General features: G+C 41.0%; 21 protein-coding genes. 11 read left to right on the top strand and 10 right to left on the bottom strand.

Annotated elements, in window-relative coordinates; genetic code table 11:
- Position 1 precedes the first annotated feature (1 nt).
- The 6 genes from buk to ACP5NR_RS06690 are packed head-to-tail and all read left to right on the top strand — an operon-like array spanning position 2 to position 4,338.
- Positions 2 to 1,072, top strand: a complete 1,071-nt coding sequence (gene buk / locus ACP5NR_RS06715; protein WP_428005019.1) for a butyrate kinase — start codon at positions 2 to 4, stop codon at positions 1,070 to 1,072.
- 4 nt (positions 1,073 to 1,076) lie between these two features.
- Positions 1,077 to 1,736 (top strand): cobalamin biosynthesis protein CobQ, encoded by a 660-nt coding sequence (locus ACP5NR_RS06710; protein ID WP_428005018.1) that lies wholly within the window; start codon positions 1,077 to 1,079, stop codon positions 1,734 to 1,736.
- 12 nt (positions 1,737 to 1,748) lie between these two features.
- Positions 1,749 to 1,982, top strand: a complete 234-nt coding sequence (locus ACP5NR_RS06705; RefSeq protein ID WP_428005017.1) for a 4Fe-4S dicluster domain-containing protein — start codon at positions 1,749 to 1,751, stop codon at positions 1,980 to 1,982.
- A gap of 1 nt (position 1,983) precedes the next feature.
- Positions 1,984 to 3,033 (top strand): 3-methyl-2-oxobutanoate dehydrogenase subunit VorB, encoded by a 1,050-nt coding sequence (locus tag ACP5NR_RS06700; RefSeq protein ID WP_428006151.1) that lies wholly within the window; start codon positions 1,984 to 1,986, stop codon positions 3,031 to 3,033.
- A gap of 5 nt (positions 3,034 to 3,038) precedes the next feature.
- Positions 3,039 to 3,794, top strand: coding sequence for a thiamine pyrophosphate-dependent enzyme (locus tag ACP5NR_RS06695; protein ID WP_428005015.1), 756 nt, complete (start codon positions 3,039 to 3,041; stop codon positions 3,792 to 3,794).
- Position 3,795: 1 nt separating this feature from the next.
- The gene (locus ACP5NR_RS06690) at positions 3,796 to 4,338 is read left to right on the top strand and encodes a 2-oxoacid:acceptor oxidoreductase family protein (protein ID WP_428005014.1); all 543 of its coding nucleotides are present in this window, start codon (positions 3,796 to 3,798) and stop codon (positions 4,336 to 4,338) included.
- Here the strand turns inward: ACP5NR_RS06690 and ACP5NR_RS06685 are convergent.
- The 9 genes from ACP5NR_RS06685 to ACP5NR_RS06645 all read right to left on the bottom strand — a co-directional run bounded on the left by ACP5NR_RS06685 (position 4,294) and on the right by ACP5NR_RS06645 (position 10,634).
- Positions 4,294 to 5,085, bottom strand: coding sequence for a shikimate dehydrogenase family protein (locus ACP5NR_RS06685; RefSeq protein ID WP_428005013.1), 792 nt, complete (start codon positions 5,083 to 5,085; stop codon positions 4,294 to 4,296). The genes ACP5NR_RS06690 and ACP5NR_RS06685 overlap by 45 nt on opposite strands.
- Positions 5,082 to 5,792: a prephenate dehydrogenase gene (locus ACP5NR_RS06680; RefSeq protein ID WP_428005012.1), complete on the bottom strand. Its 711-nt coding sequence runs from the start codon at positions 5,790 to 5,792 to the stop codon at positions 5,082 to 5,084. Before ACP5NR_RS06680 ends, ACP5NR_RS06685 begins: the two co-directional genes overlap by 4 nt.
- On the bottom strand, positions 5,789 to 6,214 hold the full coding sequence (aroQ, locus tag ACP5NR_RS06675; RefSeq protein ID WP_428005011.1) for a type II 3-dehydroquinate dehydratase: 426 nt from the start codon (positions 6,212 to 6,214) through the stop codon (positions 5,789 to 5,791). The genes ACP5NR_RS06680 and aroQ overlap by 4 nt, the downstream gene beginning before the upstream one ends.
- Positions 6,211 to 6,552 carry a chorismate mutase gene (aroH, locus tag ACP5NR_RS06670; RefSeq protein ID WP_428005010.1) on the bottom strand — a complete coding sequence of 114 codons (342 nt, stop codon included), beginning with the start codon at positions 6,550 to 6,552 and terminating at the stop codon, positions 6,211 to 6,213. The genes aroQ and aroH overlap by 4 nt, the downstream gene beginning before the upstream one ends.
- Before the next feature lie 48 nt (positions 6,553 to 6,600).
- A complete protein-coding gene (locus ACP5NR_RS06665) occupies positions 6,601 to 7,791 on the bottom strand; it encodes a molybdopterin molybdotransferase MoeA (RefSeq protein WP_428005009.1) in 1,191 nt (396 codons plus the stop codon).
- The gene (locus ACP5NR_RS06660) at positions 7,778 to 8,293 is read right to left on the bottom strand and encodes a MogA/MoaB family molybdenum cofactor biosynthesis protein (RefSeq protein ID WP_428005008.1); all 516 of its coding nucleotides are present in this window, start codon (positions 8,291 to 8,293) and stop codon (positions 7,778 to 7,780) included. Before ACP5NR_RS06660 ends, ACP5NR_RS06665 begins: the two co-directional genes overlap by 14 nt.
- Before the next feature lie 87 nt (positions 8,294 to 8,380).
- Complete coding sequence (locus ACP5NR_RS06655; RefSeq protein ID WP_428006150.1) at positions 8,381 to 9,448, bottom strand: arsenic resistance protein; 1,068 nt, start codon at positions 9,446 to 9,448, stop codon at positions 8,381 to 8,383.
- A 273-nt stretch (positions 9,449 to 9,721) separates the two neighbouring features.
- Entirely contained in the window at positions 9,722 to 10,183 is a 462-nt protein-coding gene (locus ACP5NR_RS06650; protein ID WP_428005006.1) for a COG2426 family protein, read from the bottom strand.
- Between the two features lie 10 nt (positions 10,184 to 10,193).
- A complete protein-coding gene (locus ACP5NR_RS06645) occupies positions 10,194 to 10,634 on the bottom strand; it encodes an acyl-CoA thioesterase (RefSeq protein ID WP_428005005.1) in 441 nt (146 codons plus the stop codon).
- 140 nt (positions 10,635 to 10,774) lie between these two features.
- On the opposite strand from ACP5NR_RS06645, the gene ACP5NR_RS06640 reads away from it, so the two are divergent.
- The 5 genes from ACP5NR_RS06640 (at position 10,775) to ACP5NR_RS06620 (ending at position 15,077) form a co-directional block, all read left to right on the top strand.
- A complete protein-coding gene (locus ACP5NR_RS06640) occupies positions 10,775 to 11,071 on the top strand; it encodes an ArsR/SmtB family transcription factor (protein WP_428005004.1) in 297 nt (98 codons plus the stop codon).
- Positions 11,064 to 11,954, top strand: a complete 891-nt coding sequence (locus ACP5NR_RS06635) for a cation diffusion facilitator family transporter (protein ID WP_428005003.1) — start codon at positions 11,064 to 11,066, stop codon at positions 11,952 to 11,954. Before ACP5NR_RS06640 ends, ACP5NR_RS06635 begins: the two co-directional genes overlap by 8 nt.
- Positions 11,955 to 12,171: 217 nt before the next feature.
- Positions 12,172 to 12,993 (top strand): sugar phosphate isomerase/epimerase family protein, encoded by an 822-nt coding sequence (locus ACP5NR_RS06630; protein WP_428005002.1) that lies wholly within the window; start codon positions 12,172 to 12,174, stop codon positions 12,991 to 12,993.
- A complete protein-coding gene (locus tag ACP5NR_RS06625; RefSeq protein WP_428005001.1) occupies positions 12,990 to 14,123 on the top strand; it encodes an MFS transporter in 1,134 nt (377 codons plus the stop codon). The genes ACP5NR_RS06630 and ACP5NR_RS06625 overlap by 4 nt, the downstream gene beginning before the upstream one ends.
- 57 nt (positions 14,124 to 14,180) lie before the next feature.
- Positions 14,181 to 15,077, top strand: coding sequence for an acetamidase/formamidase family protein (locus ACP5NR_RS06620; RefSeq protein WP_428005000.1), 897 nt, complete (start codon positions 14,181 to 14,183; stop codon positions 15,075 to 15,077).
- A gap of 79 nt (positions 15,078 to 15,156) precedes the next feature.
- On the opposite strand, the gene ACP5NR_RS06615 is transcribed toward ACP5NR_RS06620, so the two are convergent.
- Positions 15,157 to 15,480: a YbjQ family protein gene (locus tag ACP5NR_RS06615; protein ID WP_428006149.1), complete on the bottom strand. Its 324-nt coding sequence runs from the start codon at positions 15,478 to 15,480 to the stop codon at positions 15,157 to 15,159.
- Between the last annotated feature and the right edge of the window lie 179 nt (positions 15,481 to 15,659).

Genomic DNA, 15,659 nt, shown 5'->3' with positions numbered 1-15,659 from the left:
GATGTTGAAGATCCTTGCCGTTAATCCGGGTTCTACCTCAACCAAGATTGCCATTTTTGATGGAGAAAAGGAGATAAAATCTCAAAATCTTTATCATTCTGCCGAAGAGTTAAGACCGTTCAGGCATATGGCAGATCAATACCAATTCAGGGTTGACAAAATAAACGCATTTTTAAAAGATACCGATTATACTTTGTTTGATTTTGCGGCTTTTGTCGGAAGAGGCGGACTTGTGAAACCCGTGCAAGGAGGCACTTACATCGTAAACGATCTTATGGTAAAAGAATTGAAAGAAGCGAAATACGGAGAACACGCTTCCAATCTTGGAGCCATGATCGTGGATGAATTTTCCAAGTTAACAGGAAAACCGGCTTTTATCGTGGATCCCGTTGTTGTGGATGAACTGGATGATATCGCAAGAATATCGGGACATCCTGATTTTCAACGGAAATCCATTTTTCATGCTTTGAATCAAAAGGCTGTGGCAAGAAAGGCTGCCGAATCTCTTGAAAAGAGATACGAAGAGTGTAATTTCATAGTTGCACATATGGGCGGTGGAATTTCGGTGGGAGCACATAAAAAAGGGCGTGTTGTCGATGTCAACAACGCCTTAGACGGTGATGGACCATTCAGCCCCGAAAGAAGCGGAACTTTGCCATTGACATCTCTCATAGATCTCTGTTACAGTGGCAGATACACTTTCGAGGAAATGAAAAGAAAAATAAAAGGAGAAGGCGGCCTTGTTGCCCACCTTGGGACGAATAACGCTGTTGATGTTCAAAAAATGGTAGATGGCGGAGATAAACATGCAGAACTCGTTTACCATGCGATGGCTTACCAGATTTCGAAGTGGATAGGAAGAATGGTTGTGCCACTTGAAGGAAACGTTGATGCCATCATACTCACCGGCGGAATGGCTTACGATTCAAAGCATATGATCAAATGGATAAAAGAAAAAGTTTCTTACATAGCACCCGTTATGGTTTTTCCCGGCGGTCGCGAGGAGGAGGCCCTTGCAATGGGTGCGCTTAGAGTGCTAAGAGGAGAGGAGCAACCTAAAAATTACGCTTGAAAATTTGTTCAACGGTAAGACAAAACTTTACCTCTACGTCGGTATGTTTGGAAGTGGCAAAACGGAATTATCTTTGAATACCGCCATCTTTTTGAGGGAAAAGCAAACCCACGTTGCCATTGCTGATATAGACATAATAAGCCCATATTTTAGAAGCAGAGATGAGAAATCTTTTCTTGAGGAAATGCAAATAAAGATGGTTACGGTGCCGGAAAGATACATGCATGCCGATCTTCCCATAATACCTCCCGAAGTTGGAGGATATATATCGAATCCGGATTTTTTGACTGTTGTGGATGTCGGCGGAAACGAAGACGGTGCGATCGTACTTGGTTCTCTGAAAAATTTCATCGATAAAGTTGAAAAATCTACCTTCTTCGTGGTAAACATCTTTAGACCGTTCAGTTCAACCAAATCGGAAATAATCTCTAATATAGATAGAATCTCCCGGACAGGAAAGATAAAAATAGATTACCTTGTGAACAACTCAAACGTTGGATCGGAGACAAAATTCGATGATATCAAAATGGGAGAAGAAATTTTAACGGAAGTTTCCAAAGAAACATCTATTCCGTTGGCCTTCACCTCTGTAGATCAAGACATGGATTATGAAGGAAATTTAGCCGTTTTTAAGATCAAAAGATTCATGAAAAATCCTTGGTGAGGAGTGATTACTTTGGCAAAAAAAGGATATGTTGAAATAAACACCGAGAGGTGTAAAGGTTGCGGTCTTTGCATAAATGCATGTCCTCAACATGTTTTAAGGTTTTCTGAAAAATTCAACGATAAGGGATACCATTACGCTGAACTTTACGATCCAGACGATAAATGTCCGGGATGTGCTTTTTGTTACTACATGTGTCCGGATGTTTGCATAACCGTTCACAGAGTTTCTGAGGAGCGTGTTTAAAATGAAAATGCTTATGAAAGGCACAGAAGCTATAGCCGAAGCAGCCATAAGGGCAGGTTGCAGGCTTTATTTTGGATACCCTATAACGCCTCAAAGCGAATTGACCGAATACATGGCAAAGAGAATGCCTGAAGTAAAAGGTACTTTTTTGCAATCCGAGAGTGAAGTTGCAACCGTTAACATGCTTTACGGTGCAGCATGTACAGGCAGAAAGGTAATGACTTCGACTTCTTCACCAGGCTTTAGTCTGATGCAGGAAGGCATTTCTTACATGGCAGGTGCCGAATTGCCGGCGGTCTTTATAAACGTCATGCGCGGTGGCCCTGGCCTGGGCGATATTCAGCCGTCTCAAAGTGATTATTTTCAATCCACAAAAGGTGGCGGTCACGGCGATTACCGTATGATAGTGCTTGCGCCGCACACACTTCAAGAGGCTGCCAGTATGATGAATGAAGCCTTTGAACTTGCCTTCAAATACAGAATGCTTGTGACGGTGTTGGTTGATGGCATGATAGGGCAGATGATGGAACCTGTAGAATTGCCGGAATGGACAAAGCCTGAGGAATTTGCAGAACCAAATTGGGCTCTTACAGGTGCGAATGGAAGAAAACCAAGAAAGGTAACTTCATTCGATCTCGATCCTTACGAACTTGAAAAGATGAACTTGAGATACCAGGAAACGTATAAAAAGGTTGCTCAAAATGAAGTTAAATACGAGGAATTCAAAATTGAAGATGCTGAAATAACAGTCGTTGCCTATGGCACGACGGCAAGAATAGTCAAGACAGTCGTCGATTATGCCCGTAAATCAGGCATAAAAGTGGGACTTTTTAGACCCATAACTTTGTGGCCATTCCCTTACGATAGATTATCCGAAATTTCAAAAAACGTGAAAAATATCCTTACAGTTGAAATGAGTTACGGTCAAATGCTTGAGGATGTGAAGTTAGCCGTTTTGGGAAAGAGCGATGTGCATTTTTACGGAAGAAGCGCTGGGGTTGTGCCCACGCCGGTTGAAATTTTAGATGCGATAAAAAAGATCGTGAGGTGATTGAAATGGCCGATAAAATAGTTGCGCAAATGCCGAAATCTTTGAGTAAGGTCGAATTCAGTTATTGCCCGGGATGTCATCATGGGATAGTCCATAGAATAATTGCGGAAGTCATAGATGAACTTGGAATAGCGTCTAAGACGATAATGGTGGCTCCTGTTGGATGTTCCGTTTTTGCTTACAATTTTTTTGATTTGGATGGCACTGTGGCGGCTCACGGAAGGGCACCTGCCGTTGCCACGGGAATGAAAAGATCTTTACCTGACAGAATTATCTTCACCTATCAGGGAGACGGGGATCTCGCTTCCATAGGTACGGCTGAGATCGTCCATGCCGCAAACAGGGGAGAAAACATCACGACGATCTTCATAAACAACGCCGTTTACGGAATGACGGGCGGACAAATGGCACCGACGACATTGCTTGGCCAGAAGACGACGACCTCTCCATACGGAAGAGATGCAAAGGCCAATGGATATCCGATAAGGATGAGCGAGATGCTGTCGACGCTTGACGGTTCCGCTTACATAGAAAGAACAATGGTTACAACTCCGCAAAATGTTATAAAAACAAAGGCAGCGATAAAGAAAGCCTTTCAGGTTCAATTGAAAGGGCTGGGATTTTCGATGATAGAAGTACTTTCAACATGTCCGACCAACTGGGGAATGACTCCCATCGAATCGATGAAATGGCTTGAAGATAACATGACAAAAACTTTCCCGCTGGGCGTCTTTGTGGATAGAACAAAGGGGTTGATGTGAGATGATCAAGTCCATAGTTATAGCAGGCTTTGGCGGCCAGGGTGTTATGCTGATGGGTAAGATCATAGCGGAAGCGGCGATGTTCGATGGTTTGAACGTTACATGGCTTCCGTCTTATGGCCCTGAAATGCGAGGAGGTACCGCCAATTGCACCGTTATAATAGGAGACGAACCTATAGGCTCTCCTGTCGTGGATTCTCCAGACGTGGTTATAGCCATGAATATCCCATCGATGATGAAATTTGAGGAAATTTTGAAAAAAGACGGCACGATCTTGCTTAACTCTTCAGTCATAGACAGAGCACCTTCAAGGAAAGATATCAAAATTTACAAAATAGATGCCAATAAAATAGCAGACATGATAGGAAATGCAAAGGTCTTAAACATGGTAACGCTTGGAGCGTTCGCAAAAGCAACGGGGTTTATCAAGATAGAAGCGATAGGCAAAGCCCTTGAAGAAACTTTTGCGAATAGAAACAAAAAACTTGTTGATTTGAATTTACAGGCTGTCGAGAATGGAATGAAATTTGTCACTGACAGATAAAAGATATTCGGCAACTTCTTCCATTGACCATAATTTCAAATTCAAAATTGCCTGATTTGCGAGCATTTTGTACCCGTCGATTGTTCTAAGGCCAAGTGTTGATGCATATTTAAGAAATTTTGTCGGCGCCGGATTGTAAATGAGATCGTACACAACACAGTCTCTTGTGAATCTTTTCAAGTCGATGTCAGGCATGTCATCGACATTTGGATACATCCCAAGAGGTGTTGCGTTGATCACGATTGCAACGTTTTCAAATAGAGGGTCTTCAAGATTTACACCGAAGAGTTTCTTTAATTCCAGTGCTTTTGCCGGCGTTCTGTCCTTGACGTATATCTTCATGTGCATTTTTTTGAGAGCAAAGCATACGGCTTTTGCCGCCCCTCCGGCACCTATGACGATGGCTGAATCTCCTTTTAAATCGACATTCTTGATGCTTTCGTAAAAGCCTTGCCAGTCTGTGTTAAAACCTGTCATAGACAGATCAACGGTGTTAACTGCCATCATACTTCTTGCGTCATCCGAAAATGCCTTCAGGTGCACGAGGATCATTTCTTTGTAAGGGATTGTGACGTTGAAACCGTCTAACGTTTTTGTCATTTCTTCCACGTCGCGATCAAAATTCGCCTTTGGTATCTCGATTATCCCGTAAGTTGCGTCTATTTTGATCCTTTTGAACAAAGTGTTGTAGATCAAAGGTGAAACGGTATGGCCAAGATGTTCTCCTATTATCGCGTATTTTTTCATTTTTTTAAGTCCTTTGAGATATTTTCAAGTGCTTTTATCGTTTCATCTAAAAATTCAGATATGTTTTTTGAATTGTATCTTTTGAAAGTCTCTTCGAGCAGAGGGTTCTGCTTTGAAAGTCTTGTCATGGATGAGTATCCAGGACCGGCAAGTGATTCATAGGGTAATCCTAACGTTTTTATGATTTTTGAGATGAAATAAAGACCCTGGCTCGTGTGGGCAAGCGCTTTGTCATGAAACTCAGCGTCAACCATCACCGGATGGGATCCTATCGTGCTTATCAATTCCATCACGATGCGCATAGAAGCATCATCCAAATTTGGATTGACTATCGCGAACGGTCTGCCTTCAAACATCTCGGGATCCCATGAATCCTTTCCTGTTCTTTCATTTCCGGCTATCGGATGTCCTCCTACAAATTTAAGTCCTATTTCTTTCGCTTTTTTCATGACCGGTACTTTGACGGAGGCTGTATCTAAATAAAGATTATCTTTTGGCAGATCTTCGATGATTTTTAAAATCACATCGGCATAAAGCGCAAGAACAACAAGATCGTAGCCCTGACCTTTGAACTGTTCGCATTTTCCACCTATACCTTCGCAAAGTTGGGGATCGACGTCAAACAGATCGGGGGTATATCCCGAACTTCTTAACTTTAACGCGATAGATCCGCCAATTTGTCCCAAACCCACAATTGCAATTCTCATTTTTTCTCCATAACGTATTCAATGCCAAGAATGTATCCGTACCATCCAAGACCCGAGATGATCCCATCGCATGCACGCGATATTACGCTTTTAGATCTAAACTCTTCTCTTTTGAATATATTCGAAATGTGTACCTCAACTTTCGAACCTTTAAATGTCTCAAGCGCATCGTGAATTGCATAACTGTAATGCGCAAAGGCTCCAGGATTTATGACTATTCCATCTGTTTCAGGTAGGTTTTGAATGTAGTCGATTATTTCACCTTCATGATTTGACTGAAAAAAGTCAAGAATCACATCCTTCGTCTCAGCCCATTTTTTTATCCTATCGATGATTTGATCGTACGAAAACGATCCATAAATCGTAGGATCTCTTTTTCCGAGCATGTTTAAATTTGGACCATTCACAACATGGATGATCATCTTTCTCCTCCGTTTTTCAGAATTTCGGCACCATTTTCATAAACATGCTTTGCATCCTCGCAATTGGCAAAGACCATTACCCTTATCGTCATCTCATGATCGCCATCAAATTCTGCTTCTTGAAGGCACATAAGAGGCAAATCGTGACCTGATTTCCTGAAAGCCGTAGCAGGGTTTAAAGAAGTTACATCTCTTGTCACGCTGAAAATGACGGAAATGATATCTTTATCGGATATACCGTTTATCTGATAAATCTTATCCATGAGTTGTGATGTTCTCAGATTAACTTCGTCTTGCGTATCTTCATCGATAAAAATAGCCCCTCTTATCGCTTTCAAAATGCACCTCCACATTTGAAATCTATTTTAAATGCCATCACTTAATTTTCAGATCATGAAATATTTTACCAGATCGTTGTTGTTTATAATCTCAGTTTCCTTCGGTGCTATGAAAAATGCATTTGCCTTTGACAGTGATGTGAAATCACCTGAACCGTTGTATTTTATCTGCTTTATGGTGCCGTTTTCAACCCTGCAAGGTACAAAATGTACTTTGTCTGCTTTTTTCTTGAATGTACCGGAAAACATGCCTTTAAAAATGATGGGATGCAATTCCCCGGTTCCAAGCATTTTTTCAATGAGTGGCACAACGACCATTTCAAAAGCGAGATATGTTGACACAGGGTTTCCTGGCATTCCAAAGATCCACATCTCTCTTGATCTGTTCAACTTTGATATGATAGTTGGGGCACCGGGTTTCATGGATATTTTCTCGACAAGTATCTCCGCTCCCAGATCTTCAAGCACTTTACCCGTTAAGTCTTTGTCTCCAACCGACGATCCGCCGGTTATAAGCAAGATATCGCAATTTTTTTTGAATGCTTCTTCGACCTTGGATCTTATCTCGTCTTCGTTATCGCGTGAAATACCCAAATTCACGAACGTTTGGTGTATGCCGTTTATCTGGGCTTGAAGAGAATATCTCGATGAATCCCGTATCTTTCCGTTGTCTATCTGATCCGCAACATCGACAAGTTCATCGCCTGTCGGTAAAACGCCTATGCTTAATTTCCTTTTTACATTTACGAATTTCATGCCGAGAGAGGCAAGCAGATTTATCTTGTTGGTGGCTATCAAATCACCTTTTTTTAAAGCGATTTCACCTTTTTTAAGGTCTTCTCCCTTAAAGGCGATGTTTGCGAATTTAGAAGGCATTTTTTTGATTTCAACTTTGTCTTTATCTGCGTTGCAGATTTCTATCTCGGCAACGGTATCACACGGGGCAGGCACAAGACCGCCTGTCATTATCTTTACGCATTCTCCTGCATTGAGATCCACGGCGGTTGGATGACCTGCGAGTACATCATCTTTAACTTTTAAAATCGGTGATTTAATAGCATCATCGTAACGAAAAGCAAAACCATCCATTGCGGATCTATCGTAAGGAGGAAAATCGTAATTGGAAATGATGTCGGAAGATAAAACCCTTCCAACTGAATTTTCTATCGTTACAGATTCATCTTCGTTGACTTCACATACTTTGTCAAAAATTTTTATGGCTTCCTCAAGATTTTTCACGCAGATCATCTCCCGATATCCTTGTATGTACATGTTGATTGCCATCCAACAAAGAAATTCCAAGCGGAAGTATTTCCATTACGACTTCAAGATTTTCTCTTACGCCATTCGGATTTCCCGGTAAATTTATCACCAAAGTTTTACCCCTTATGCCGGCAACGGCTCTTGAAAGCACGGAATTCTTTGTTTTAGAAAAAAACGTTGCGGTTCTCATTATTTCGGGTATGCCTGGCACTTCCTTTTCTATGACATCTTTTGTTGCTTCCGGTGTAACATCTCTTGGCGCAAAACCCGTACCTCCTGCGGTTAAAACGAGATCGACTTTTAATTCATCGCAGAATTGAATGATCTTTTTTGAGATCATATCTTTTTCATCTGGAACTACCTCGTAAGCAACAACATCGCCTGTATTTGAAAAAATTTCCTTTATGGCTAAGATGTTCTTATCTTCCATCTCTCCTCTTGCACATCTATCGCTGACCGTTAAAACCCCTATTTTCAAATTATTTCCTCCTTTGATACGATTAACCCAATTTTACAATAAAAACCACCAAAAAAAAACAGTCCCTTGAATCAGGGACTGCTTTAATTATCTTTCTTCTACTTCTTTAATCTCGTGGAGTTCGTATTCGTTTACAAGGCGATGCGATCTTTTCGAGAACAACCCGGCTATTTGCCAGTGAAACTTCAAATAAGTGGCAAGTAATGGAACCTGAATAAGAGGGGCTATCGCAGCAGGTACCGCCGCAAGACCTATACCTCCGGCAAGTGCTATTGCCATCGCGGTGCCTTCATTTTTCCCGACAGATGTGAACACTATTGCCATGTGATCTTTGTACTTTACCATCAATATGAGATCCACGACGGTCAAAAGCAAGATCGTTATGACGTAATAAAGCGTTAAAGGCGCAAGGGTAACAAGCACAGATTGCCATTGAGATGTTATAAGATGGGCCTGTTCCATGAATATCAAAAAGATCATCGTGAACAAAGCAAGAAGTGACATTGCCGGCAGAGAAGCCCTTGCCTTCGATAATGCCTTTTTACCACCCTTTGATTCTATCGTACTTTTGGTTGCAAAGCCTAACAACATTGGTATTGCAACTATAATTATGAGAGTTTGTATGATTTCGAACATTGGAAACGGAACGTGAAAACTTGATCCAAAGATCGAAAGCCATAAAGGAACAACTGCGAGAGCAAGTATAAATTGAATTGCAACGAGAATCGTTGAAAGTTCTGTATTACCTTTTGCCAATCCTGTCGCCGCAATTGCCATTGAAGAGCACGGAACGGCGAAAACAAGAATCAATCCGAAAGACAGATAAGAGTTCATGGGTATGATTCTTATAAGTAAAGCCATCAAAAGCGGAGCATAGACCAATCCTATCGCCAATCCGAACAAGAATTGCTTCCACATCTTTGATATGTTTTTCAATTCACCAAAATTCAAACCAACCATCATCGGATATATCATGAACACGATGATGACCAAATTCAACACTTGAAGAAAAGGCTTTATCGTTCCTATTTGTTTGAACAGAGGAAATCCAACGGCCAATCCAACAACCATTGCTATTCCAACGTAAACTAAAAGGTACTTATCCAAATGTTGTTTCAATTTTTCCATTTTCCCAATTTCTAAACGCTCATTCACGTTTTTTCACCTGCTTTCATTATAATCATATGCCAAAAATAATTTTATAATAGCAGGATTTCTGAAAAGTTAAGTCGAGTAACAATTACAGTTAATTTTCTGATAAGAGTTCACTTTTTCACATGTGCTATATACTTAAATAACTTTAAAAGTCGAATGTTCATTTAATTTAAGCGAAGGGCAGGATGCCTCCGAGATGGCCTCCGCAGCCTGCGAGGACCAGACATCGAGTGGGGCACCTGCCATCGCTGCGATTCGGAATTTAAAACTGGTTTAGTATAAATTATTCGTGCCAAGCAAAATGGACAAAGTTACGATCATACCGGCTATCGTTACCCCAATTGCAACGGCAATGATGGATTTAAACTTCGGCATTTCGAAAAGGACTGTAAGCAAAGAACCGGTCCATGCACCTGTTAGAGGGAAGGGAATCGCCACAAAGGCTATTATGGCAAGCAAACCATATCTTTCTATTCTCTTTCTGTTTTTTTCTTTTCTCGTTTGAGAAAATCTCTCGACAAATCTTCCTATAGATGGAAATCGTTTTTTCACCCATGGAAGTATCGAATCAAAAAGCATAATGATACCTATCGCAGGTACCATATTTGAGATAATCGATACGATCGTCACCAACGTCGCATTCATATGATACGCAAGAATTCCAAGCGGAATAGCACCCCTTAATTCAGAAATTGGTGCCATTGAAAGTAAAATTACCTGGATTAAGTTGTTCAATTTCTCTCCTCTACAAACTTTTAACTTTTAATTCCGTGTTTCTCAACTCAACTGCTTTTTGATAAATTTCTATTTCTTCCTCGGTCTTAGGTGTAAAAGTTATGTTGTGTGGCTGTTTGTTCCCATCTGAATCAACGGAAATGAAAGTTACGAATCCTTCAACCATAACTTCTTCTGGCCTGAGAGCGTTGTAAATTTTACCATATACCATTATACTTGTTTTGCCTGTGTAAGCAAGAGAAGTTTTTATATTTATGATGCTGCCATTCTTAACGGGATTGGTAAATTTCAAACCATGTATTTTCAAACAAACAAGATTTTCTGGATTTTTATACGCAAGATTGGCCTCAATGTAGGTTGCCTCAACAAACCATTCTGCTGCCTTACCCGCAAAAAGCGTACTATGATGATTTAAATCTTCAGTTTTCACAAGATGAGAAATGTTGTTCATTATGCCTCCTTGTATATTTCACATTTAAAGTTGATCAAGTATATCACAATAACTCATATTTTGTAAGGGAAATTGTCATAACATCGATAAAAATTTTGGACAGTTGACATTTGAAATAGAATATCATATAATCATGATATATGGATAAACCTAATGTTAGCCTTATGGCCAAAATGAGTTCTCTTTTCGCAAATGAATTAAGAATGACAATTCTCATGTATCTCCTCGAGAAAGGAGAAGCATGTGTGGGCAAAATCGTTGAAGAACTTGGAATAAAACAGTCCACCGTTTCAAATCAATTGAAAATTCTAAAACTCGGTGGTGCCGTTAAAACAAGAAAAGAGGGAAACAAAATATTTTATTCACTTGCCGATTCTCATATTTCAAATCTTTTGATCGCGCTAAGTGAACACGTTAAGGAGGGTTTTTATGAATGAGGTTCATGAACACAAAGATGCATCAAAGGCTTTATGGGCAAATATCTTTGTCAATTTCGGAATAGTTTTTTTCGAACTTTCATTTGGAGTTATATCTGGAAGTTTTGCACTTATAACAGACTCTCTTCACAACCTCGAAGACGCTGGCGGAATGATTTTGAGTTTGTTTGCCAACATCGCATCAAAAAAGCAAAAAAACGAAAGAAAAACATACGGGTACAAAAGATCGGGCGTGATAGCGGCTCTGATCAATTCGATTATACTTTTGATGACCTTTGCCTTTTTAGGCTACGAGGCCACGATAAGACTTATCCACCCAGAAGTGATAAACGGAGAGATGGTGATATGGGTGGGAATTGTGGCCCTTGTGGGAAATACACTCGGAGCACTTCTGCTTCATGGCCATTCACACCACGATCTGAACGTAAAGGCTGCATTTATTCACATGCTTTCTGATTCTATGAATTCCGCTGCTGTCATAGTCGTTGGAATTCTTATAGGCCTTTATCACTGGTACATCCTCGATCCGCTTGTGACCTTTGGAATAATCGCTTACATATCGTACGAATCGTTTGAAATAATAGGAAAATCCATAAACGTACTCATGGAAGGCGTGCCGCAAAAAATTGATTTTACGCAGATGAAAAAAGACGTTGAATCAATTCAGGGTGTACTTTCTTTTCATCATGTCCATGTTTGGAGTCTTGATGGTGAAGATGCAATGATGGAATGCCATGTCCGTCTCAGACCATCTGAGATGAAAATGGCTGATATGGTGAGAACTCAGGTAAATAATTTGCTGAAAGAAAAATATGGGATAAACCACTTAACGATCCAAATTGAAGAAAAACCATGCCCTGATGAATCGTTGGTTGTGATTTGATTATCCCGCCGATTACTCGGAGTACAACGATGTCGAAGACGCGGCAACTTCAACTTCGAAGAAGAGATAAAGCACTTCAAAGATTGCGTCAAAGACGGAATCAAGTGTTTGAATCCGGCAGAAGATGGCCTTTCCCTTATGAAGATATTGGATGCGATATACGAATCGGGGAAAACGGGTCACGAAGTGATCGTAAAATGAAAGGAATGATTTGAATATGAAACTTTCCGTCAGTATATGGAGCGTTCACGAAAAAGTCTATTCAAAGCAGATGAACAACATTGATTTCATCTCCTTTTGTCATGACAACAACGTAAAATACGTTGAACTTTTGGACAATTTTTTGAGTGTCAAAGAGATAAAAGAAGTTAAAGCCAATTTGAAAGAAAGAAAGATGGAAGTTTCGTCCTATTCCATAAACAACGATTTCGTTCAAAGTCAAAAGGCCGATCGCGAAAAGCAAGTCAATTACATCAAAGAAAGTATTGACATAGCCTGCGATCTCGGTGCGAAATACATAAGGGTCTTCAGCGGAGAAGAAAAGGAAGGCATCGCCTTTGAAGATGCAAAACAGTGGATAATAGACGGATTCAAAGCGGTCGCACCTTACGCGGAGGAAAACGGCATCACTTTGGTGATAGAAAATCACGGCCTTTTCGTCGGAAAAAGCAGTCAGGTTAAAGCACTCATAGATGCCGTGAATTCACCCAACTTCAAATCAAACGCCGATGTCGCTAATTTTTTGCTCGCTGATGAAAAATCTCTCGATGCCGTTAAAAATCTCAAAGATCACATAGGGTTCGTTCATTTCAAAGATTTCAAGCAAGTACCTTCGGGCAAAAACGGTTACAGATCTTTGAGCGGCAAAATGTACGAAGGCACTATTTTGGGAAAAGGAGAAGTGCCTTTGAAAGAAATCGTCGAATTTTTGCACGCAAATCGCTACGACGGTTTTCTTTCCATCGAGTACGAAGGAACGGGAGATCCGATAGCAGAAACCGAAGAAAGCATAAAATACGCAAGGTCAATAATCTTGTGATCTGGCAATTTTTTCTTTTGGAATTGTTGATATACGTACCGAGAGCCTTCTTTTCTTTCGTTGGCAATTATTTCAACGCGTTGCATTTTTCCGATCTCCAAAACGGCCTTCTCGGAAGTGTAGCGGCGATAACGGTGCTTTTTTCAAATCCGTTCTGGATGCGCTTTGCCGATAAAAGGGTTAAAAACAACGTGCTTGCCTTTGTATCGATGGCAAGCGCGGTTTTGATCTGGGGAGTTTATTCTTTCAAAAGTTTTTTGCCTGTCCTGATAATGACCTTCGCAATAGGCTTTGTATGGACTGCGATCCTGCCTCTGGCCGAATCGATTTCGATAGCTCAGTTGAATCAGCGTGGTTTTTCTTTCGGGAAGGCCAGGATGATGGGATCGATAGGATTTGCGCTTGCTATGATCTTTTTCGGATATTTGAAAAGCGATCTTGTCTTTTTTGCGATTGGATCCCTTGCCTTTCTTTCAATAGGATTGTCTGCCTTATTCATTCCGAAAACACATGGATACAACGTAAAAAAGGAAAAGCGCAAATTCTCTTTCAAAAATTTGCCCGGCGAATTTTACATCATGCTTTTGCTCGAAACGCTTGTCATCTCTTCGGGAAATTTCGGCCTTTACTTTTTTCCCATCCTTATGAAGGCAAGAGGAGAATCGGTTTCTTACGCCGGAATCGCGATAGCCGTTCATGCCCTATCCGAAGTTCCCTTTTTGTTCTTTGCGGATCGCATTGTGACAAAATTGGGCATCAAGAAAATACTTGTCATGGCATCCTTTGCATACGGCATAAGATGGATTCTCACGTGGTCCGTCACAAATCCGGCACTTGTGATAGCCTTTCAGGCCTTTGAATTTTTCAATTTCATAGCCGTGTATTACGCGATATGGCATTACGTCAACCTTAAAATAGAGCCTTCACACAGATCCGACGCTCAGGCCATATTCTGGGTCGTCACGATAGGAATTTCGGCCATCTTCGGTTATATAGTCGGTGGCTGGGTTTCAAACCTTTTCGGTGTTGCAAACGGATATCTTTTCTTCGGGGTACTTTCGATAATAACGGGAATCGCTTATTGGATATACGAATATTCGAGAAGCGTGAGAAAATTGAAAATGTCATAAACACAAATTTTACATGCCGAAAATCATTCGAAATCCGATGTGGATTGGGAGGTCGATGTGGAAAAAATCAAAAGTGAGAAACGTTTTTTCTCTTTTTCATCAGAAAACGCGCCGGCTTTTAGTGTTGCTTCGGGAAGCGTCGCGGAGATCGAGACGATGGACTGCTTTTCAAATCAAATTCAAAACCCATCCGATACCGTTGAAATGATTGACTGGTCGAAGATTAACCCTGCAACCGGACCGATTTTTGTCGAAGGTGCCGAAGCGGGTGATGCTTTAAAAATTGAAATTCTTGATATTTCCGTTGCAAAAAAAGGGGTCATGGTTGCGGGTAAAGATGAAGGCACACTGGGGCATTTACTCGAAGGAATACGTACCAAAGTGATACCCATAAGAGGAAGCATGGCTGTATTCGATTCAAAACTTTCGATTCCCCTTAACAAGATGATAGGAGTCATAGGTGTTGCGCCAAAGACAGGAGAAGTCAGTTGCGGTACGCCGGGATCGCATGGCGGAAATATGGACAACCTTATGATAACAACAGGTTCCACACTTTACCTGCCTGTTTTCGTAAGAGGTGCCCTTTTTGGTCTGGGCGATTTGCATGCGGCTATGGGTGACGGAGAAATAGGCGTGACTGGCGTAGAAGTTGCGGGCAGCGTAAAACTGCGATTGGAATCGGTAAAGAACTTGAAAATCAGCGATCCGATATTGTCAAACGGTGATTATTTTACAACCATAGCATCGGGAAAAACAGTTGATGATGCGATCACCCGGGCAACGGAGAATATGGCTTTGATTTTGAAAGATAGGATACCTTTGGATTTGCATGAAATAGCGATGATCATGAGCGCGACCGGTCAAGCGCAGATATGTCAGATGGTAGATCCTCTTAAGACGGCAAGATTCGCGATGCCAAAATGGGTTCTTGACGCATACAAATTTAGATTGTAAAAAATATGAAAAATTTGGGGTGCTTTGTGAAATACATAAAATGGCTTATGCCGCTTGAAATGGTAAGTACCGTTTTTATTTATTTTATTCCCGAAAGTTTAACGGCCGTCCCGTATGCAAGGATTTCGGCTGTGCCCTTCATGATCTCGCTTGTCGTAAGCCTTACCATTATAACTGCATCGGCACCGAGTTTTTCGGCTTCGGATACCATCCTTTCAATGGCCGTTTCTCTCGATTTTATAAGAAGTTCCTGATACCCTTTTATCTCCCCACCGACGAGCGTTTTTAAAGATGCGGCTATGTCTACCCCCAGGTTTCTCGACATTACCGTATTGCCCCTGACGAGGCCTAAAATACTTTCTACCTTCCTGTTCGGAATATTTTCTGTGGTCGTAAGAATCATCTTACCCCTCCTATATATCCATATTTTTGAATTTGAAATACGTAAATCCCAACAACAAAAAACTCAAAAGCGATAAGATCACAATCTGAATTACACCAACTCCCGATCCACTCAGCACATCTACCGAGCCCATGTAATCGAAAACCCCGAGAAAGCGCGTTTGTGCGAACACGCCAAGC

It is taken from the genome of Athalassotoga sp., assembly GCF_049965695.1.
GTDB lineage: Bacteria > Thermotogota > Thermotogae > Mesoaciditogales > Mesoaciditogaceae > Athalassotoga.
Note: the sequence above shows the minus strand (reverse complement) of the source record. Positions and strands in the feature narration are given on the sequence as shown.